Raw genomic sequence first — 20,271 nt, forward strand, 5'->3', positions numbered from 1 at the left:
CAGGGAATCGGTCGGGCGGCGGGGACGGGCGGCGCGGCCGTCACGCGGTGAATCCGAGTCGGGCGAGCCGCACGGACCCCTGCAGGGTGACGCGCACGTCGTGCACCCCACGGATGTCGAGCGCGGCCTCGACGGTGCGGTAGTCGTACGGTCCCGCGGTGGCGGGGACGACGATCTCCGCCGTCCGCCCGTCCACCGTCACGGTGACCGATCCGGCGCCCGCGGCGGACGCGGCGACCGCCTGCACACCCGCGCCGAAGTCACAGGCGCGGAAGAGCAGTTGACCGATGTCGTCGACGGCCGCGACGGTGTCGCCCACCACCTTCGTACGGTCGAGGATCTCCGTACCCTGCTGCTCGTCGTAGTCGGCGGCCTCCAGCCCGCGTTCCACGACGGGGCGCGGGCCGGACGCCTCGCCGTCGACGATCGCGGTGGCGGTGAGCCGGATGTCGGTGCTGGAGGCCCCGGCCAGGATCTCGTAGGCGCCCGGCTCGACGGTCCAGCGGCCGTGCGCCACGCTCCAGTGGCCCAGCTCCTCGACGGGCACGAGGAATTCGACGCGTTCGGCGGCACCTGCCGCGAGGTGCACCCTGCGGTGACCCACCAGGCGGCGCAGCGGAAGGTCCGCCGGGGAGTCCGCCGCCCGGACGTAGAGCTGGGCGACCTCGTCGGCGGCGACGGCGCCGTCGTTGGTGACGGTCAGCGAGACCCGCAGGCCCTCCTCCTCCAGCGCCGTCCTCAGCGCGGAGTAGGTGAAGTCGGTGTAGGCGAGCCCGTGTCCGAACGGGTAGAGCGGGGTCCCGTCGAAATACAGGTACGTCTGCCGCGAGCCGATGATGTCGTAGTCGAGCAGGCCGGGGAGATCCTCGTCGCGGGCGTACCAGGTCTGCGGAAGCCGTCCGGCCGGGGACACGTCGCCGGCGAGGATCCGGGCGAGCGCGGTGCCCGCGGCCTGGCCGCCGTGGGCGGTCCAGAGCAGGGCGGGCAGCTCTGCCGCCGCGTCGGTGACCGCGTACGGGTAGGCGGAGGTGAGGACGAGGACGGTGCGCGGGTTGGCGGCGTGCGCGGTGCGCCACAGCCGGTCCTGCTGGGCGGGGAGGGCGAGCGTCGTACGGTCCTCGGTCTCGCGGCCGTTGATGTGGGGGTCGTTCCCGGCGACCACGACGACCGTGTCGGCGGCTGCGGCGACCCGGGCCACGGCGTCCTCACCGCGCTCGACGGTCTCGGTCTCGAAGACCGTGGCGCGGGCCGCGGGAATCTTCTCGCCGGACTCGGCAACCTTTGCGCCGTCGGCGGCGACAGTGACGTACCCACCGGTCCCGATGTGCAGAAGGCGGTGTCCGCCGTCGTGTCCCTCCACCGCCTCCAGGCGGAACGTCTCCTGGACGACCCAGCCTCCCGGCTCGTCCGCGGACGCCCGTACGTAGCCGTCGTCGGCGACGGAGAGGTACAGGCCTTCGTCGGTACGGAAGGTGAGTACACCCTCGCCCCAGTCGACGAGGGCGAGCTCGGTGGCCGCCCGGCCGCAGGTCAGCGGCGGCAGATCGGTGCGGCCGGCGAGGAGCGCGGGGTCCAGGGCGCCTTCGGCGCCACGGGCCTCTCCGTCCGTCGCCGCCACGGCCTCGGGCACCCTCAGCCAGCCCTCGGCGCACTTCAGCCGGATCCGGTCCGCGCCTTCGGCGAAGAGGACGTTCTCGGCGCCGTACCGCTCACGGAGCCCGTCGAGCGGGGTCGAGCGGTGCAGGAGTGTGCCGCTGTACCAGTCGAGCTTGCAGGCGTCCGCGAGCAGCCCGACGACGGCGACGGTCCGGCCGTCACGCGGCTCGAGCGGCAGCAGTCCGTCGTTCCGGAGCAGCACGACGGACTGCTCCGCGGCCTCCAGCGCGAGTGCCCGGTGCCCGGCCGTGTCGAAGTCGGCGGCGCCCGCGTACGGATCGAGCTCGGGGTCGAACTCACCCAGCCTGAACCGCAGGTCGAGGATCCTGCGGACCGCGTTGTCGATGTCCTCCTCGTCGAGCAGGCCCTTGGCGAGCGCGTCGCGGATGCGTCCGGTCATGACGGTGGAGTCCTGGCCGTGGTCGGTGAAGCTGTCGACACCGGCCTTCAGGGAGGCGGCGGTGGCTTCCTCGTGCGTGTCGAAGTAGTGCTCGGAGTCGACCAGGTTGGAGGGCGCCCCGGCGTCCGAGCAGACGACGAGCGGCAGTCCGGTCCAGCTGCGCAGTTCCTGCGAGAGGAGCGGGGAGACGTGGTTGGGGCGGCCGTTGACCAGGTTGTAGGCGGGCATGACGCCGGACACCGCACCGGCCCGGACCGCGCCGCGGAAGGCCCGCAGATCGTATTCGTGCAGGACGCGCGGGCGGACCGAGGAGGAGGCGGTGTCACGGTCGGTCTCGTTGTTGTGCGCGAGCCAGTGCTTCAGGACGGGGGCCGTGCGCCAGTAGAGGGGGTCGTCGCCCCGCAGCCCCCGGGTGTAGGCGACGGCGATCGCGGAGGTGAGCGCCGGGTCCTCGGAGTACCCCTCCTCGCCGCGTCCCCACAGCGGGTGGCGCAGCAGATTCACTGTCGGGGCCCAGACGTTGAGCCCCACCCGGTCGTCCTCGGCGCGCTTGGCCCGCACCTCGTTTCCGACGGCCTCGCCGACCCGCCGCACCAGCTCGTCGTTCCAGGTCGCGCCGAGCCCGACGGCCTGCGGGAAGACCGTGGCGGGGCCCATCCAGGCGACTCCGTGCAGGGCCTCCTGTCCGGTACGGAACGGCCCGAGGCCCAGCCGCTCCACCGCGGGTGCGAACTGGTGCAGCATCGCGATCCGCTCGTCGAGCGTGAGCCGCCCGAGGAGATCGGCGGTGCGCAGGGCGAAGGTCAGCTGCGGGTCGCGGAAGGGAAGCGGAAGGTCCGTCACGTGCGGGTCCCCTTGGAAAGGTGGGAGGTATTCACGGTTGGCGCGCCTCGAAGGATCTTCGAAGCGCTTCGATGCTCTGCGCACAATCCGCAGGTGTCAAGGGTGCGAGCCGAGCGCTGCGGGCACCCGGGCCTCGTTCCACCAGGAAACGGTTAGGAAACAGGTCCGAGGAATCTGGAAACCGACTCTTGTGCGGCCGGATGGCTTCACTTAATCTCGCTGCAACATCGAAGCGCTTCGACGACACACTTGATCGACCTGCTTCGCCTCAGCCGGTGCAGTGCTGCCGGCTCGGCCGGTAACGCCCGCTACCTCAAGACACAGGAGCCGGACGGCACTCGCCACCGCCGGACTGTCCTGGTGCACCACGAAGGGTTGACGCAATGACGCCGAACTCCCCCTCCGTCCCGAGCCGGAGGAGTTTCCTCGCCTCGACCGCGGTCGTCGCGGCAGCTGTGGGCGGGGGCATCCCGCTCCTCGCCGCCTGCGGCGGTTCGGGCAGCAGCTCGAAGAACGAGGGCACCACCACCGGCAAGAAGCTGAAGGACGTGCTTCCCGCCTACGTGCCGTCCGCCGTGGTCACCCCGGACATCCCCAGCAAGAACGGTTCGGCCGCCGGTTTCACCACCGCGCTGCCCGCCGCTCAGCTCGCCGTCTCCGTGCCGAAGAAGCTCGGCAAGGGCAGCGAGCTGAGCATCCTGGCGCCGCTGTGGGGCACCTCGCCGGGTGAGGGCAACCCGTACTGGACGGCGATGGACGAAGGCGCCGGCGTCAAGGTCAAGTGGCAGAACCAGGACGGCAACACCTACGGCCAGAAGCTCGGCGCCGTCCTCGCGTCCAGCAACATCCCGGATGCCGTCGTCGTCCCCGGCTGGGAACTGAACGGCAAGATACCGAGCGCCATCGCCAACAAGTTCGCCGACCTCGGCCCGTACCTCTCCGGCGACAAGGTGAAGGCGTACCCGAACCTCGCGGCCATCCCCACCGGCGCCTGGCAGCGGGCGATCTTCGCCGGCAAGCTGCGCGGGCTCCCGATGCCGGCCGAGGCGACGCCGAACATCACCCCGTTCTACCGGGCCGACATCTTCGAGGAGAAGGGCTACTCGGTCCCCACCACCACGCAGGAGTTCTTCGACCTCTGCAAGGAGATCAACGCGCCGAAGAGCAAGGTGTGGGCGTGCGCCGACATGACGTGGTCGGCGTTCAACTTCTTCGGGGCGCTGCCGGAGAAGCCGTACTACTGGAAGCTCGTCGACGGCAAGCTGGTCAACCGCTACGAGACGGACGAGTACCTCGAGGCCCTGGAGTGGTCGCGCTCGCTCTACTCGGCCGGCTTCGTGCACCCCGACGCCAAGGCGGAGCAGGGTGACCTGGGCAACGTCTTCGCCTCGGGCAAGATCCTCATGTACAACGCCGACATCTCCGACTGGTACGGCAAGACGGCGGTCCAGCGGCTGGACAACCCGAAGTTCAGGATGGCCGCGATGGACATCTTCGCCCACGACGGCGGCACTCCCGTCCTCTACGCGGCGTCGCCCTCGAACATCTGGTGCTTCGTCAACGAGAAGGCCGACAAGAAGACCATCGAGGACATCCTGGCGCTCGCCAACTACACCGCCGCCCCTTACGGAACCAAGGAGCAGCGTCTGCGGGCGTACGGCGTCGAGGGCACCCACCACACGCTCAAGGACGGTGTCCTCACCAAGACGGAGCTGGGCAACAACCAGGTCTTCGCGACCTACGAGTACATCGCCTCCCCCGCTCCCTTCCGGGCCTTCGCCGACCAGCCCGACGTGGCCAAGGGCATGGTCGAGTGGCAGCAGCGCCAGGGCGCCCACCTGAAGAAGCCGCTCTTCTACGGGATGCAGATCCAGGAGCCCGCCCGGTACGCCGAACTGAACGCGCAGTTCGAGGACCTGGAGAAGGACATCGTCCGCGGCCGCAAGAAGATCAGCGACATGCAGCAGAACGTCTCCGACTGGAAGGCCAAGGGCGGCGACCAGCTTCGCGACTGGTACAAGAAGCTGCTCGACGAGACCGGCGAGTCGGCCTCCTGACATGTCACTGAGCACAGAGGACCGGCGCGCGCGAGCGACACGGACGCCGCCGGTGAAGACGAGCGGGGCGGAGCGGAAGAAGCGCCGGGCGGCCGGGGGCATCACCCTGCGTCACCGGCTCCGCCGGGACCGCACGCTGATCCTGATGACCCTGCCGGCGATGCTGCTCCTGCTGGTCTTCGCGTACATCCCCCTGGCGGGCAACGTCGTCGCCTTCCAGGACTACGACCCGTACATCGCGGACAACGCGTTCCAGTCGATGGCGCAGAGTCCGTGGGTCGGCCTCGAGTGGTTCCAGCAGATGGTGAACGACCGGTTGTTCTGGTCGTCGCTGCAGAACACGCTGGTGATCTTCCTGCTGCAGCTGACCCTGTTCTTCCCGGTCCCGATCCTGCTCGCGCTGTTCATCAACAGCTTCGTGCGCCCCCGGGTCCGGGCGGTGGCCCAGGCGATCCTGTACCTGCCGCACTTCTTCTCCTGGGTCCTGGTCGTCACCGTGTTCCAGCAGATGTTCGGTGGCGCGGGGCTCATCGCGCAGACGCTGCGCGACCACGGTCACGACGGCATCGACCTGATGACCGACCCCGGTCTGTTCAAGTTCCTGATCACCTTCGAGATGATCTGGAAGGACGCCGGCTGGGGCGTCATCGTCTTCCTGGCCGCCCTGGCCTCCGTCAGCCCCGATCTGTACGAGGCGAGCGCGATGGACGGCGCGAACCGCTGGCGGCGGATGTGGCACATCACGCTGCCCGCCCTGCGCCCGGTCGTCGCCCTGCTGCTCGTGCTCCAGGTCGGCAACGCACTGACCGTCGGCTTCGAGCAGATCCTGCTCCAGCGCACGGCCGTCGGGCCGGGGGCGTCCGAGGTCCTCGACACCTACGTCTGGAACGTCGGAATCACCTACGGCAACTTCAGCTACGCGGCGGCCGTCGGAATCATCAAGGGAATCTTCGGTCTGCTGCTGGTCCTCGGGGCCAACAAAGTCGCTCATCTCATGGGCGAGCAGGGGGTGTACAAGAAGTGAGCAGCCTGCTCGCCGGTATCACCGGCATTGCCGGGGTGAAGCCCGGAACACGCGGCCGTCTGCGTCCGGCGTGGGAGGAGGAACCGTCGAAGGCGGGGCTCGCCTCCAAGGGCGTCGTCCTCGTGCTGGTCTGTCTGGGCGTCCTGTTCCCGCTCTGGGTCGTCGTCGTCACCAGTCTGTCCTCGGTGAAGACCATCACCGAGACCGGCGGCCTGGTCGTGATCCCCCGCGGCATCACGTTCATCGCCTACCAGGAGCTCCTGGGCGGCGGCCAGGTGACACGGGCGGCTCTGGTCAGCATCGGCGTGACCCTCGTCGGCACGCTCTTCAGCATGACGGTGTCGATCATGTGCGCGTACGGTCTCTCGCGCACCGGGTCCGTTCTGCACCGGCCGCTGCTGATCTTCATGCTGGCGACGATGTTCTTCGGCGCGGGCCTGATTCCCACCTATCTGGTGGTCCAGGGGCTCGGCCTCACCGACTCGTATCTGGCACTGATCCTCCCGAGCGCCCTGAATGTGTTCAACATCCTGGTCCTGCGCGCCTTCTTCATGAGCACCGCGCAGGAGCTCATCGAGAGCGCCCGCATCGACGGGGCCGGCGACGTCCGCATCCTGTGGCAGATCGTGATGCCGCTCTCGCGGGCCGTCATCGCGGTGATCACGCTGTTCTACGCGGTCGGCTACTGGAGCGCCTGGTTCAACGCGTCGATCTACCTCAGCGACCCGGACATGCTCCCGCTCCAGAACGTGATGAACCAGCTGGTCATCAAGCAGGAGAGGCCCACCGGCCTGGCCCAGGTCATCAACACCGGCCATCTGTCACCGCTCGCCATCCAGATGGCGGTCATGGTGCTGGCGCTGCTGCCGGTCGCGGTCCTTTCGCCCTTCGTGCAGAAGCACTTCAAGGAAGGCATGCTCACGGGCGCGGTCAAGGGCTGAGAGCACCGGGCCGAAGGCCTCGAACCACCCGAACTCCCCGAACAGCAGGACCCCACCACTCCCACCCGAAGGTGTGTTCGTCATGCGCGCTTCGTCCGTCCCGCAGCCCGAACCCGCACAGGAGAACGCACCCCGGCGCCGTACGGTGCTCGCCGGTGCGGCCGCGGTGACAGCCGCGGCCGCGCTGCCCCTGGCCGCCCCGGCCGCGGCGGCCGGGCGGCCCAGGAAGTCCCAGCCGCACCGCTGGCGGACGGCGGTGATCGGCGGGACCGGCTTCGTGACGGGCATCCTGTTCCACCCGGCCGTCCGCGGCCTTGCCTACGCCCGTACGGACATCGGGGGCGCCTACCGGTGGGACGACGGCCGGGCGCGCTGGACGGCGCTGACCGACCACCTCGGCTGGGACGACTGGAACCTGCTGGGTGTCGAGGCCATGGCCGTCGACCCGGCACACCCGGACCGGCTGTACCTGGCGCTCGGCACCTACGCGCAGTCGTGGGCCGGTCCGGGCGCGGTGCTCAGATCGGAGGACCGGGGTGCCAGCTGGGCGCGGACGGACCTGACGGTACGGCTGGGCGCCAACGAGGACGGCAGGGGTGCGGGCGAACGGCTCCTGGTCGACCCGCGTGACAGCGAGACGCTCTGGCTCGGCACACGGCACGACGGTCTGCTGCGCTCCACGGACCGCGGGGCGACCTGGGCGGCCGACACCTCGTTCCCGGCGGCCGCGTCGGCGAGCGGCCAGGGCGTCACACTGCTGGTGGCCGCGGGCCGCACGGTGTACGCGGGCTGGGGTGACGGGGGGACGGCTCTGTACCGTACGTCCGCCTCCGGTGGCTGGGAGCCCGTTCCCGGTCAGCCGTCCGCCGGGACGGCCTCGTCGAAGGTGCCGATCCGTGCCGCGTACGACGCCGGAACCCGGACGCTGTACGTGAGTTACGCGAACGGCCCCGGGCCCAACAACCAGACGGACGGCTCGGTGCACCGGCTCGACACGGTCACCGACAGCTGGACGGACGTCACCCCGGTCGCCCCGGCTGCCGGAGACGCGTTCGGCTACGGCGGGGTCGCGGTCGACGCCACCCGCCCCGGCACGGTCGTCGTCTCCACGAACAACCGCTGGGGTCCGGTGGACACCCTGTTCCGCTCGACGGACGGCGGTGCGAGCTGGACCTCGCTCAAGGACACGGCGGTCCTCGACGCCTCGGAGACGCCGTACCTGAAGTGGGGCGGAGAGTCCCCGAAGTTCGGCTGGTGGATCCAGGCCGTGGCCGTCGACCCGTACGACTCCGGACACCTCGTGTACGGCACCGGGGCGACGATCTTCGGAACACGCGACCTGGTGCACTGGGCGCCGGAGATCCGAGGTCTGGAGGAGTCGGCGGTACGGCAGCTGATCGCACCTCCGTCGGGCGCCCGGCTGCTGAGCGGGCTCGGTGACATCGGTGTGATGTACCACGACTCCCTCACCTCCTCCCCCTCGCGGGGCATGGCGTCGAACCCGGTCTTCGGGACGGCGACGGGACTCGCCCTGGCCGCGCTCAAGCCCTCGTACGTCGTACGGACGGGCTGGCCGTCCGGCTCTGACGCCGCGGGAGCCTACTCGCACGACGGGGGCGCGAGCTGGCAGCCGTTCGCCTCCCAGCCCGCGATCGCCGGCTCCGCTCCCGGACCGGTGGCGGTGTCCGCCGACGGGGCGACGCTCCTCTGGTCGTTCATCCACTGGGACGGCACGAAGTACGCCGCGCACCGCTCCACGGACGGTGGCGCGACCTGGGCCGAGATCTCCACCTTCCCCAAGGGCGGCGCCCCGGTGGCCGACCCGCTCGACCCCACCCGCTTCTACGTCTACGACACCGACACCGGCGCGGTGTTCGTCTCCGCTGACAAGGGCCTCACCTTCACCCGGGGCGCCTCCGGGCTCCCGTCGGGCGATGTGCAGTTCCGCATCGCCGCCGCGCCCGGCCGCTCCGGCGACCTGTGGCTGTCGGCCAAGGACAACGGGCTGCTGCGCTCGACCGACGGAGGGCTGACGTTCACCGCGGTGGCCGGCTGCCAGGCCTCGCACGCCCTCGGCTTCGGCAGGGCCGCCGGGAAGCCGCGCCGCGGCCACAAGGCCCCCTACCCCGCGGTCTTCCAGACCGGACGGGTGTCCGCCACGCACGACGGTGTCGCCGTGCTCCGCTCGGACGACGCGGGCGAGACCTGGGTCCGCATCAACGACGACGCGCACCGATGGGGGTGGACCGGTGAGGTCATCACCGGTGACCCCCGCATCCACGGCCGCGTCTACCTGGGCACCAACGGCCGCGGCATCCAGTACGCGGACCCCGAATGAGGAACGAGAAGTCCATGCCGTCCCTGCACGACGCCACCCGTGGCCGCATTCTCTTCGGAGGCGACTACAACCCCGAGCAGTGGCCCGAGGAGGTGTGGGCCGACGACGCCCGGCTGATGAAGGAGGCGGGGGTCAACTCCGTCACCGTCGGAGTGTTCTCCTGGGCGAAGATCGAACCGCGCCCGGGTGCACGGGAGTTCGGCTGGCTGGACCGGCTGATGGACCTGATGCACGCGCACGGCATCGGTGTCGTCCTCGCCACCCCGACGGCGTCGCCGCCGCCGTGGATGGGCGCACTGCACCCGGAGACACTGCCGCGCGCCGAGGACGGCACGCTGGTCTCGTACGGCTCGCGGCAGCACTTCTGCCCGAGCTCGCCGGTCTACCGCCGCTACGCCGCCGCGGTCACCGAGGACCTCGCGGCACGGTACGCGGATCATCCGGCGCTCACCGTGTGGCACATCAACAACGAGTACTGCACGCACTGCTGGTGCGACGAGACGGCTGCCCACTTCCGCCGCTGGCTGGCCGCCCGCCACCCCGGCCTCGACGCGCTCAACGAGGCCTGGGGAACGGCCTTCTGGAGCCAGCGCTACGACACCTGGGCGGAGATCCTGCCGCCCCGCCGCGCCCAGTACATGAAGAACCCGGCGCAGGTGCTGGACTTCAAACGGTTCACCTCCGACGCCCTGATGGAGTGCTACATCGCCGAGCGGGACATCGTCGCCCGGCACACCCCGCACATCCCCGTGACGACCAACTTCATGCCGCTGTGGTCGGGCCAGGACGCCTGGGCGTGGGCGGAGCAGGAGGACGTCGTCTCCGTCGACATCTATCCGGACCCCCAGGACCCGCAGGGCGGCCAGTACAACGCCATGCTCGCCGACATGACGCGTTCGCAGGCCGCGGGCCCGTGGATGCTGATGGAGCAGGCGGCGGGGCCGGTCAACTGGCGCGGGGTCAACCACCCCAAGCCGACAGGACTCAACCGGCTCTGGTCGCTCCAGGCGGTGGCGCGGGGCGCTGATGCCGTCTGCTACTTCCAGTGGCGGCAGTCCCGGCAGGGATCGGAGAAGTTCCACTCCGGGATGCTCACCCACGCGGGCGAACAGGGGCGCGTGTTCCGGGAGATCAAGCAGCTCGGCGCCGAACTGGCCCTGATAGGCGCCGAGGTGAGCGGCACGCCCGTGGCGGCGGAGGTCGCGGTCCTGCACGACTGGGACGCGTGGTGGGCGAGCGCCCAGGAGGGCCGCCCGTCCTCGCTCGTGTCGTACCCGGATGTGGTGCAGGCGTGGCACCGGGGGCTGTGGGAGAACGGGACCAGGACGGAGTTCGCCCGCCCCGAGGCGAACCTGACCGCCTACCGCATGGTCGTCGTCCCGCAGCTCTACCTGCTGAGCGACGCGGCGATCGACAACCTCGTCTCGTACGTGCGGGGTGGCGGCACCCTCGTCTGCGGGTTCTTCACCGGGATCGCGGACCCCGAGGACCGGATCCGGCCGGGCGGCATGGACAGCCGGCTGCGCGAGCTGCTCGGGATCCGCACGGTGCACGAGTGGTGGCCGCTGGACGCGGGCGCGTCGGTCGAGTGCGACGGCTTCAGCGGCAGCCTGTGGTCGGAGGAGCTGGAGCCCGACGGCAGGGCGGAGACGGTATCCGCCTACCGGGGCGGCGAACTGGACGGGCTGCCCGCGGTGCTCCGCAAGGGCACGGCCTGGTACGTGTCCACGCTGCCCGAGCCGGATGCCCTGCGTGAACTGCTGGGCCGGGTGGCGGCCGAGTCGGGCGCACACCCCGTGCTGGAGGGGCTGCCTGCGGGGGTGGAGGCGGTGCGCCGCGGCTCCCTGCTCTTCCTGCTCCACCACGGCCGGTCCACGGTGACGGTCATGGTTCCCGGCCGCCACACCGATCTCCTCACGGGCGCCGAGACCGACGGCACGGTGGAACTGGGCCGGTACGGCGTGGCCGTCCTCAGAGACGCCTCCGCATGATCGACGGTACGTGGGAGCCGCGCCCCGCCGCCCGCTGGGAGGACGCCTTCCTCAGCGGCAACGGGCATCACGGGGCCATGGTGTACGGCGATCCGGCGGACGACCGGGTCATCGTCAACCACCACACCCTGGTCCGGCCGAACGGCAGCGAGGAGGCACGGCCGCCGGAGCTCGCGGACCGGCTGGGCCGCCTCCAGGACGCGCTGCTCTCCGGGGACACCACGGCGGCCGAGGAGTTCGGCGCGGGGCGCCCGCTGGCGTGGGTGCAGCCCTTCCACCCCGCGTTCCAGACCCGTGTCCGCCGGAGCCGGGGACTGCACGAAGCCGTGGCCGGCTACCGGCGCGAGGTCGACTTCACGACGGGCGAGGTCAACGCCTCCTACGAGGCCTGGCGCAGCCGTGTCTTCGTGTCGAGGGCCGACGACGTGATCGTCCAGCACATCACGGATCCCGGGCTGACCGCCGACCTCGTCCTGGACCACGGCCTGCCGGGCGCTCCGGCGCACCTGGCGGTCGGCCGCTCCACCGTGCTGACCCCGGACGGCGCCAAGATGGCGTTGCGGGTGGGCTATCCGGGCAGCGACCTCACCTACACGGGGGTCACCGTCGCCACGGTGGACGGCGGCAAGGTGTCCGTCGCGGGCGAAGGCATCCGGGTCGAGGGTGCGCGGAGCCTCACACTGGCGACCCGGGTCCGGCGCGGGGTCGGCCACCCCGACCCCTGCGCCCTGTGGGCGGATCTGCCGCACGAGGACTACGCCACCCTGCTCGCCCGCCATCAGCCGCTGCACCGCGAGGCGTTCGGGCGCACGACACTGACGCTGCGGGACGCGGCCCAGGACCGGGATCTGCCCGGCAGCGAGCTGATCGGCAGGCCGCGGAGTCCGGCGCTCCTGGAGCGCCTCTTCGCGGCGGGCCGCTACCATCTGCTCTCCTCCTCGGGGCTGCTGCCGCCCCGGCTGACCGGGCTGTGGACCGGCGACTGGGACACCGCGTGGTCCGGGGCGTTCACCACGAACGCCAACCTCAACCTCCAGATCTCCTCGGCCGCGACGGCCGCCCTGCCGGAGGTCACCGAGGCCCATGCCGCCCTGGTGCACGGCCAGTTGGCCCACTGGCAGGACAACGCGCGTGCGATCTTCGGCGCCCGCGGCATCGTCGCTCCGTCCCATACGGACGGCGAGTCGGGCCACACCCGGCACTTCCAGCGCGCCTACCCGCTGCACCTGTGGACGGCGGGAGCGGACTGGCTGCTGCAGCCGCTGCTCGAACACGCCGAGGTGACGAGCGGCACGACGGATTCCCGTCTCACCGCCGCGCTCGTCGAAGCGGCACTGTTCTACGAGGACTTCCTCACCCGCGAGGACCCGGACGGCCGCATCGCGATCGTGCCGTCCTACTCCCCTGAGAACCGCCCGGCGAACGCGAGCTGGGGCACCGTCAACGCCACCATGGACATCGCCGCCGCCCGTCACGCCCTGACCACGGCCGCCGACCGCGCCGGTGGCCACCCCTCCGCCGGCCGCTGGCGGGAGCTCGCGGCCCGGCTCCCGGGCTATCTGGTGAACGAGGACGGGGCGCTCGCCGAGTGGGCGTGGCCGGGTTTGGAGGAGACCTACGACCACCGTCACCTCAGCCATCTCTACCCGGTGTGGCCGCTGGACGAGATCAACCCGTACGACACCCCGCGACAGGCGGCCGCCGCGCACCGCGCACTGGAACTGCGGGGCTCGGAGAACGACTCCGCCCACGGCCATCTCCACCATGCGCTGATCGCGGCGCGGCTCCGTGACCCGTCGCGGGTGTCCGCCGCTCTGGACGCGGTACTGGCGGGCGACTTCTTCCACGACTCGCTGATGAGCGCGCACTATCCGGCGCGCAACGTCTACAACGCCGATGCGGCGCACGCGCTGCCGGCCGCCGTCATCGAGGCGCTGGTCCAGTCGGCACCCGGCCGCCTGGTCCTTCTGCCCGCCGTTCCCGGGACCTGCCCCGCCGGCGAACTCCGCGGCATCCGGACCAGGTTCGGCGCCGGGCTGGACCTCAGCTGGTCCGCCCAGGGCGCGACGGCGGTCCTGCACCCGACGCGCGACGCCCGTGTCGACGTACGCCCGGGACACGGGTTCGTACTCGTCGAGACCGGCACGGACAACCCCGAGGCTCCGCTGGTCCTCACGGCCGGCGTGGACCGCGTCCTCACCCTGAGACCGCGGTAGCGATTCCCCCCACCCATGGAAGGGACACCATGGCACAACGACGCACCCTGACCAGGCTCCTGCTCGCCCCCGTGACAGCGGCGGCGGCTCTGATCGGCTTCGCCGCGGCACCGGCTCACGCGTTGATCTGGTCCTCATCGGACCAGTGGGGCAACTACACCACGTCCGACGGCTACATCCTCTACAACAACATCTGGGGTTCCGGAGCGGGCGCCCAGTCCATCTGGGCCAACTCCTCCAGCAACTGGGGCGTCTGGGCCAACCACCCGAACACCGGCGGCATCAAGTCGTACCCCAACGCCAAGAAGATCGTGAACAAGCCGATCACGTCGCTGTCGTCGCTGACGAGCAACTACAACGTCACGGTCCCGTCCTCCGGCGCCTACAACACGTCGTACGACATCTGGGACACGGACTACGACTACGAAGTCATGCTCTGGGTCAACTACAACGGCGCCGTCGGCCCACTCGGCACCTCGCAGGGCAACGTGACCCTGGGCGGCCACACCTGGGCCGTCTACAAGGGTGACAACGGCGCCAACCAGGTCTTCTCGTTCCTGCGGACCTCGGACTCCTCCTCCGGCACCGTGAACATCCTGCCGATCCTGAAGTGGATCAAGGACACCAAGGGCTGGTGGGGCAACGAGACCATCGGCGACGTCCAGTTCGGCTACGAGATCACCTCGTCGCAGGGCGGTCTGGACTTCAGGACCAACTCGTTCAACGTCTCGTCGAGCTGATCCCCGGGCCCTCACGTACGGGCGGAGCCGGTCCCCGCGGGGACCGGCCCGTCCGGTTCGAAGGGGCTCAGGCCGGAGCCGGACCCGTGCTCGCGCGTACGGTCAGCTCGGGTGCCAGCAGCTCGACCTCGTCCGTCCCGCGGCCCGCGAGCTTGGCCACCACCTGCTCCACGGCACCGCGCCCCATCTCCTGCGCCGGGATGGCGACGGAGGTGAGACGGACCGAGGCTTGTGTGGCCACCTGTTCGGGGCAGATCGCCACGACGGAGACGTCCTCGGGCACGGCACGGCCCTGCTGCTGAAGGAGGTTGAGCAGCGGCTCTACGGCGGCCTCGTTCTGGACGATGAAGCCGGTCGTACCCGGCCGCTCGTCGAAGACCCGGCTCAGGGTGCCGGCCATCGCCGCGTACCCGCCCTCGCAGGGCCGGTGCAGGACCCGCACGCCCGTCTCCTGCGCCTTCGCCCGTATGCCGTCCACCGTCCGCTCGGCGAAGCCGGTGTGCCGCTCGTAGACGGCGGCGGCTTCACCGATGACCGCGATCTCACGGTGTCCGAGACCCGCGAGGTGCTCCACGCACAGGGCCCCCGTGGCCTCGAAGTCGAGGTCCACGCAGGTGAGTCCGGCGGTGTCGGCGGGCAGGCCGATGAGGACGGCGGTCCGCCCGGACTCGCGCAGGAGCGGGAGCCGCTCGTCGTGGAGTTCGACATCCATCAGGATCATCGCGTCCGCGAGTGAACTCCCCGCGATCCGCCGGACAGCGGCGGGGCCCTCCTCACCGGTGAGGAGGAGGACGTCGTAGCCGTGCGTCCGTGCGGTCGTGGCGACCGCGATGGCGATCTCCATCATCACCGGCACGTACATGTCGGTGCGCAACGGCACCATGAGCGCGATGATGTTGGACCGGCTGCTGGCGAGGGCCCGCGCCCCCGCGTTGGGGTGGTAGCCGAGCTGCTGGATGCTGTGCTCCACCCGCTCCCGGGTGGAGGCGGAGATGGACCGCTTCCCGCTGAGGACATAGCTCACCGTGCTCGCGGAGACTCCGGCGTGCTGGGCGACCTCGGCAAGCGTGACCATTCAGCTCTCCATTACAGATGAGGACCGAAAGGGGACCTGGTGAAGCGCTTCGACAGCGTCCACTTCCGGTTCCCTTTACACTCTGACATGCATAGACACCGAGGAGCCTAGACTCGCTCACAGGGACTGTCCAGAGTGGCGTCGAAGCGCTTCGATCGCGTGGATCCCCGGCTGCTTCCAGCACACCGTGACTCAGGATGCCGACGGTGTCCACCCGGCCAGCCAGTCCGCGGTCTCCTGGGCCGCGGCCTGGGAATCCGAGAGCTGCGGCCGGTTGCTGCTCGCCGAACCCGCGCCCGGCCCGGTGTTCCTGTACTCGGCGAAGCGGTCGTCCTTCCAGGAGAAGCCGCTCATGTCGGTCCACGGGGCGGATTTGATCGCGGCACCGAGCGTGGTGTTCCGGAAGGTGGCCATCGGGTCGAGGGAGGCGTCGCCGCCCGCGTGCCAGGGCCGGCCGAGGTAGAAGCTCGCCGCGGAGACGTCCCCGTTGACGGTCGAGTTGTTGATCAGGAAGCCCTTGCGGTCCGCGGCGGTACTGGGCGCGGTGATGTAGCCGGCGGAACTGCCGTCCCATCGCTTCTTCAGGGTGATGACCGACCTGTCGATCACCGCGCTGGCCCGCCCGAAGATGAAGTCGACGTTGCCTACGACGTAGGAGTTGGTCATGTAGACACGGCCGGACGTCGTCTTGGACGCGGTGTCGAGCAGCAGGGTGTCCTGGTCTCCGGTGACGATGACGGAGTCGAGGAAGACCTTGTCCGCGGCGGTGCGCAGGGCGACGGCCTGCAGTCCGCTCATGTTCTGGTGGGCGGCCTCGTCGAAGTCGTTGGAGATCGTGAGGTTGCGGGCCTGGAAGCCGTTCGCCTCGGCTGCGACGGTGGCGCTGCCGCTCGTGCCGTAGGTGCCCGACCCGTCGGGTTTCTGCGTGCCGGAGGCGTTGTCGTACACGATGACGGTGTCACCGCGGCCGGATCCGCTGCCCTGGAGCGTGACGTTCTGCTTGGTGGAGGGGATCTTCACCGTCTCGCGGTAGGTGCCGGGCTTGACGGAGACGATGACGCGCGCGGTGTTGCCCGCCGGTATCGCGTTCACGGCGGCCTGCACGGTCGTGTACTGACCGGTGCCGTCCTTGGCGACGGTGAGGGTGCTCGCCGCCGGGGTGCCCGACGCCGACCCGTGCGCCTGCACCGACACGACGGCCACGAGCGCCGCCGCTCCCGCCACCAGGGCGCGGCCCTGTCGGGGGGCGGCCGTGGTACGTCGTCGATTCGCTGCCATGGCCTGGTCCGTTCCGTCGGGAAGAGGTGGGGGTTCCTGCCGGTAGTCGCCACGACCGCCCGAAAGGTTGCCACGGCTCGTGGCCGGATTCCGGGCCGGGGGCCGGAGGCCCGTCTCACACGCTGCGGAACCGCAGGTCCCGTTCCCGGACCAGTCCTCGGGGCCCCGCGGCCCGCAGCACCACGTCGAGCGCACCGGCCGGATCGGCCGCGTACACATTGCTGAACCAGGCCATGTTGGCCTCGACCACGGCCCACCGCTCGGTGTCCCGGCTGCCGGCACCCCGCATCCGTCCGACGTCGACCACCACGCCGCTGGGCAACGTGACACCGCACGCGTCCGCCAGCCGCTCCGCGAAGTCCCGGATCCCGGTCTCCTCCGGGTGCCCTTCCAGGGGCGCGGCGTCCAGTCGGCCGAAGGTGGCGTACTGGGAGCCGGTCCGGACCTCTCCGTCGAGCAGGAAGAGCCTGAACTCCTGTGCCCAGGTCACCACTTCACTGACCTGGACCAGCGGGTCGCTCCCGGGTGAGGTCACCTGGAGCGCGCTGCCGTCCTCGTACACGGCGGCAGGGAAGCTCTTGTCGGTGGGCGGTTTCACGAAGACCGGACCCTTCTCGCTGCGGGCCTCCGACAGCTTGACGCGCCTGATCCTGCGTCCGGTGAAGGCGTACGGCAGAGCGTCCAGCCAGCCCTCGTCCGGTTCCAGGAGTGATATCCCCAGGGGCCCGGCGGCCTCCGCGGCGAAGTGCGGGCCACCGTAGTAGTGCGCGCGCCCGCTCCCCCGCAGCCGGTCCGGGATCCCGTCCCGGGGCAGGATCACGACCTCCGTACCGCGCTCGCGCGCCGCGTCCGCGAGGAGCCCTGCCGTGGTGGAACGGTGCGGGGCGAACGCCAGGAGAGGGACCATACGACCGCAGCCTAGAACCTCTCGTGACGAAGGACCCAGGGGTCCGGGTGGCGGCCCGGACCCCTGGGTCCTCCCCTCGTCCGGATCACGCGGCTCGGGGCCTCAGGCTGCCGGAGTGAGCTTCCACTGCTGGCAGTTGTTGTTCAGCCACGACCACTGCCGTACGTCCGCACCGTCGGCGGCCGAGCAGTCGGCCACGTCGGCGACCTTCCCGCTCGCCCGGTTGACGATGCGTACCCAGCCGCCGGCAGCCGTGGTGACGAGGCCGAAGCGCTGGCAGGTGTTGTTCAGCCACGACCACTGGCGCAGGTCGGCGCCGTCGGCTGCGGAGCAGTCCGCCGTGTCGAGCACCTTGCCCGAGGCGACGTTGACCAGGCGGCTCGTGTCGTCGCCCTGGTCCTCGATGCGCCATCTCTGCTGTGTGCCGCCGTTGCACGTCCACTGCTGGACGTTCGCTCCGTCGGCGGTCGACGAACCGTTCACGTCCAGGCACTTGCCGGTGGCCCTGTTGACCACCGTGTACGCGGTCGGCGTGGCCGCGCTCTCGCCGGAGGGCCCGGCCAGTGTCGTACCGAGGGCGACGGGCGTGCCGAGGTTCGGTGTCCCGTCGCTGTTCCACGTGAACTTCTGTGCCCGCGCCGTCCGCCCGTTGTCGCAGCCGTCGGACGCCGCGTCGTTGGCGTGGTAGACGATCCAGCTCTCCGTGCCGTCGGGTGAGGTGAAGAAGCCGTTGTGCCCTGGCCCGTACACTCCGGCGGCGTTGTTGCGCTGGAAGACCGGGGTGGACTTCTTCGTCCAGGAGGAGGCGGAGAGCGGGTTGGATCCGGTCAGGGTGAGCTGCCCGAGTTTGTAGTCGGGGGTCCAGCAGCCGCTGGCGGAGTAGACGATGAACGTCTTCCCGCCGCGCTGCAGCACCTCGGCGCCCTCGTTCACCGTGCCGCCCGACTTCTCCCAGTCGTACGTCGGCGTGGAGATCGTCGAGAACGAGCCGCTGAGCGTGTACGGGTTCGACATCGGCGCGATCACCAGGTTCTGCGTACCGCCGCCGCTCGCACTGCCCAGCAGGTACATCGAGCCGTTGAGCGTGAGCACGCTCGGGTCCAGCATCCAGGTGCTGCCGAGCTGGTTCCTGTACGTGTACGGGCCCATCGGGTCCGTACCCGCGCTCTGCAGCACGTGCACCCGCTGGGTGGGGTTGTAGTCGGCGATGTTCTGCCCGGCGACGAAGTAGAGGTACCAGCGGCCACCCGAGTAGTGCAGTTCGGGTGCCCAGATGTTGCAGCAGCGCGAGGCGGCGTCGCCCTGCCAGACCTGCACGCTCGGCGCGGTCGCGAGCCCGGCGAGGGTCGGCGACCTGCGCATGGTGATGACGTCGGTCCAACTCGTCGACACCAGGTAGTAGTTGCCGTCGTGGTACGAGATCCAGGGGTCGGCTCCCTTCTGCGCCTTGACGGGATTGGTGTACGGACGCCCCTCGGCGGCCTGTACGGAGGACGTCCCGGACGGCGCCGCCTGCGTGGAGGCCGGCTGCCCCAGCGCGAGGGCCAGCAGGAGGGCGCTCAGCAGGGTCAGTAGGCGACGGGCCATCCGCTGCTCCAGTTCAGTAGGTTGACGCCGAGCTTCGGGGTGCCGTTGTCCTGGCCGTCGTAGTAGTGGTAGACGAGCAGGTCGCCGTCGGAGTCGGCGAGGATCGACTGGCCGCCGGGGCCGATGTACCGGCCGTGGGACTCCATGACGGGGGTGCCGCCGTTGCTGCGCATGTTCACGCCGTTGCGGTCGTAGTAGGGCCCGGTGACACTCGTCGCCCGGCCCACCTTGATCTTGTACGTGGAACTGGTGCCCGCGCAGCAGGTGTCGTACGAGGCGAAGAGGTAGTAGTAGCCGTTGCGCTTCACGAGGGAGGGCGCCTCGACCGCCTTGGTACCGGTGGGGCGGGAGGCGAGCGAGCGGCGTGCGGTGTCTCCGGCGTACTGCTTGCCGGTCGACGGGTCGACGCGGATCATCTTGATCCCGGTCCACCAGGAGCCGAAGGACAGCCACCACTTGCCGTCGTCGTCCACGAAGAGGTTGGGGTCGATGGCGTTGTAGTCGCTCGACGAGTTCGAGGTGTAGACGATCCCGTAGTCGCTCCAGCTGCCCGCCAGGCCGGTGGTGGACGCCGCGAGGCCGATCGCCGACGTGTTCGACCCGAAGGACGAAACGGCGTAGTACATCAGGTACTTGCCGCCGCGGTAGGAGATATCAGGGGCCCACGGGTCCGATGCGGAGGAGTAGTTCTTCCACCAGCTCGGCTTCGTCGTGAAGGCGTTGCCCGACCGGCCGAAGGCGGTGCGGTCGGTGGAGGTGCGGAGCTGGAGGCCCTCGCCGGTGGAGTAGAGCAGGTACTGGCCGGACGTGCTCCGGATCATGGTGGGGTCGTGGACGACGATGTCGCCGTTGACGACACCGGGGTTGGGGTACGCGGACGCGCTCGTCGGCACGAGCGCCAGCAGGAGCGCGGCGGGCAGGGCGGCGAGGGTCCTTCGCGGAATTCTTGTCGGGATGCGGCTCATCAGGAGACCTTCTTCGGTCGTGTCGGGGTACCCGGCAGTCGTCACCGAGGGCCAGGAGGTTGCCATGCGCATGACATTGACGTGTTCGACGTGCCGAACGGCGCTCGTAACTCCGGACGAGCGGCCAGGACGGGACCGTAGAATCGAACACGTCTTGCGTCAACGGATTGAGCGCGCATTCGACGAAAACCCGGACTCTGTCCGGTATCACGAACGGACCGGCCCGCCCGAAAGGGGCGGTGCCGGCCGAACG

The 20,271-nt window shown here is 70.2% G+C and carries 13 protein-coding genes; 7 read left to right on the forward strand and 6 right to left on the reverse strand.

Going from position 1 to position 20,271, the window contains the following annotated elements; translation table 11 throughout:
- Nucleotides 1–40: 40 nt before the first annotated feature.
- Nucleotides 41–2,899 (reverse strand): glycoside hydrolase family 3 C-terminal domain-containing protein, encoded by a 2,859-nt coding sequence (locus ACFW9O_RS30740; protein WP_384613844.1) that lies wholly within the window; start codon nt 2,897–2,899, stop codon nt 41–43.
- 383 nt (nt 2,900–3,282) lie between these two features.
- On the opposite strand from ACFW9O_RS30740, the gene ACFW9O_RS30745 reads away from it, so the two are divergent.
- The 7 genes from ACFW9O_RS30745 to ACFW9O_RS30775 all read left to right on the forward strand — a co-directional run bounded on the left by ACFW9O_RS30745 (nt 3,283) and on the right by ACFW9O_RS30775 (nt 14,206).
- A complete protein-coding gene (locus ACFW9O_RS30745) occupies nt 3,283–4,956 on the forward strand; it encodes an extracellular solute-binding protein (RefSeq protein WP_384613846.1) in 1,674 nt (557 codons plus the stop codon).
- A gap of 1 nt (nt 4,957) precedes the next feature.
- Nucleotides 4,958–5,980 (forward strand): ABC transporter permease subunit, encoded by a 1,023-nt coding sequence (locus ACFW9O_RS30750; protein ID WP_351179060.1) that lies wholly within the window; start codon nt 4,958–4,960, stop codon nt 5,978–5,980.
- Nucleotides 5,981–5,997: 17 nt separating this feature from the next.
- Nucleotides 5,998–6,921 (forward strand): carbohydrate ABC transporter permease, encoded by a 924-nt coding sequence (locus ACFW9O_RS30755; RefSeq protein WP_384614004.1) that lies wholly within the window; start codon nt 5,998–6,000, stop codon nt 6,919–6,921.
- An 82-nt stretch (nt 6,922–7,003) separates the two neighbouring features.
- Nucleotides 7,004–9,259 carry a WD40/YVTN/BNR-like repeat-containing protein gene (locus ACFW9O_RS30760; RefSeq protein WP_384613848.1) on the forward strand — a complete coding sequence of 752 codons (2,256 nt, stop codon included), beginning with the start codon at nt 7,004–7,006 and terminating at the stop codon, nt 9,257–9,259.
- Between the two features lie 14 nt (nt 9,260–9,273).
- A complete protein-coding gene (locus ACFW9O_RS30765) occupies nt 9,274–11,250 on the forward strand; it encodes a beta-galactosidase (RefSeq protein ID WP_384614005.1) in 1,977 nt (658 codons plus the stop codon).
- The gene (locus ACFW9O_RS30770) at nt 11,247–13,466 is read left to right on the forward strand and encodes a glycoside hydrolase N-terminal domain-containing protein (RefSeq protein ID WP_384613850.1); all 2,220 of its coding nucleotides are present in this window, start codon (nt 11,247–11,249) and stop codon (nt 13,464–13,466) included. Before ACFW9O_RS30765 ends, ACFW9O_RS30770 begins: the two co-directional genes overlap by 4 nt.
- 29 nt (nt 13,467–13,495) lie before the next feature.
- The gene (locus ACFW9O_RS30775; protein ID WP_384613852.1) at nt 13,496–14,206 is read left to right on the forward strand and encodes a hypothetical protein; all 711 of its coding nucleotides are present in this window, start codon (nt 13,496–13,498) and stop codon (nt 14,204–14,206) included.
- Nucleotides 14,207–14,273: 67 nt separating this feature from the next.
- On the opposite strand, the gene ACFW9O_RS30780 is transcribed toward ACFW9O_RS30775, so the two are convergent.
- The 5 genes from ACFW9O_RS30780 to ACFW9O_RS30800 form a co-directional block, all read right to left on the reverse strand.
- Nucleotides 14,274–15,281: a LacI family DNA-binding transcriptional regulator gene (locus tag ACFW9O_RS30780; RefSeq protein ID WP_351172086.1), complete on the reverse strand. Its 1,008-nt coding sequence runs from the start codon at nt 15,279–15,281 to the stop codon at nt 14,274–14,276.
- Between the two features lie 192 nt (nt 15,282–15,473).
- Complete coding sequence (locus ACFW9O_RS30785; protein WP_384613854.1) at nt 15,474–16,559, reverse strand: pectinesterase family protein; 1,086 nt, start codon at nt 16,557–16,559, stop codon at nt 15,474–15,476.
- 115 nt (nt 16,560–16,674) lie between these two features.
- Nucleotides 16,675–17,466, reverse strand: coding sequence for an ATP-grasp domain-containing protein (locus ACFW9O_RS30790; RefSeq protein WP_384613856.1), 792 nt, complete (start codon nt 17,464–17,466; stop codon nt 16,675–16,677).
- Nucleotides 17,467–17,568: 102 nt separating this feature from the next.
- Entirely contained in the window at nt 17,569–19,053 is a 1,485-nt protein-coding gene (locus ACFW9O_RS30795) for a family 43 glycosylhydrolase (RefSeq protein ID WP_384613858.1), read from the reverse strand.
- Entirely contained in the window at nt 19,035–20,018 is a 984-nt protein-coding gene (locus ACFW9O_RS30800) for an arabinan endo-1,5-alpha-L-arabinosidase (protein ID WP_351172109.1), read from the reverse strand. The genes ACFW9O_RS30795 and ACFW9O_RS30800 overlap by 19 nt, the downstream gene beginning before the upstream one ends.
- Nucleotides 20,019–20,271 lie beyond the last annotated feature (253 nt).

Origin of the sequence: Streptomyces sp. NPDC059499 (genome assembly GCF_042749285.1) — a bacterium.
GTDB lineage: Bacteria > Actinomycetota > Actinomycetes > Streptomycetales > Streptomycetaceae > Streptomyces.

Coding starts and splice junctions, on each gene's coding strand:
- ACFW9O_RS30780 (WP_351172086.1), bottom strand. CDS start 15,281: ATGGTCACGCTTGCCGAGGTCGCCCAGCACGCCGGAGTCTCCGCGAGC.
- ACFW9O_RS30790 (WP_384613856.1), bottom strand. CDS start 17,466: ATGGTCCCTCTCCTGGCGTTCGCCCCGCACCGTTCCACCACGGCAGGG.
- ACFW9O_RS30765 (WP_384614005.1), top strand. CDS start 9,274: ATGCCGTCCCTGCACGACGCCACCCGTGGCCGCATTCTCTTCGGAGGC.
- ACFW9O_RS30785 (WP_384613854.1), bottom strand. CDS start 16,559: ATGGCAGCGAATCGACGACGTACCACGGCCGCCCCCCGACAGGGCCGC.
- ACFW9O_RS30775 (WP_384613852.1), top strand. CDS start 13,496: ATGGCACAACGACGCACCCTGACCAGGCTCCTGCTCGCCCCCGTGACA.
- ACFW9O_RS30795 (WP_384613858.1), bottom strand. CDS start 19,053: ATGGCCCGTCGCCTACTGACCCTGCTGAGCGCCCTCCTGCTGGCCCTC.
- ACFW9O_RS30750 (WP_351179060.1), top strand. CDS start 4,958: ATGTCACTGAGCACAGAGGACCGGCGCGCGCGAGCGACACGGACGCCG.
- ACFW9O_RS30770 (WP_384613850.1), top strand. CDS start 11,247: ATGATCGACGGTACGTGGGAGCCGCGCCCCGCCGCCCGCTGGGAGGAC.
- ACFW9O_RS30745 (WP_384613846.1), top strand. CDS start 3,283: ATGACGCCGAACTCCCCCTCCGTCCCGAGCCGGAGGAGTTTCCTCGCC.
- ACFW9O_RS30760 (WP_384613848.1), top strand. CDS start 7,004: ATGCGCGCTTCGTCCGTCCCGCAGCCCGAACCCGCACAGGAGAACGCA.
- ACFW9O_RS30800 (WP_351172109.1), bottom strand. CDS start 20,018: ATGAGCCGCATCCCGACAAGAATTCCGCGAAGGACCCTCGCCGCCCTG.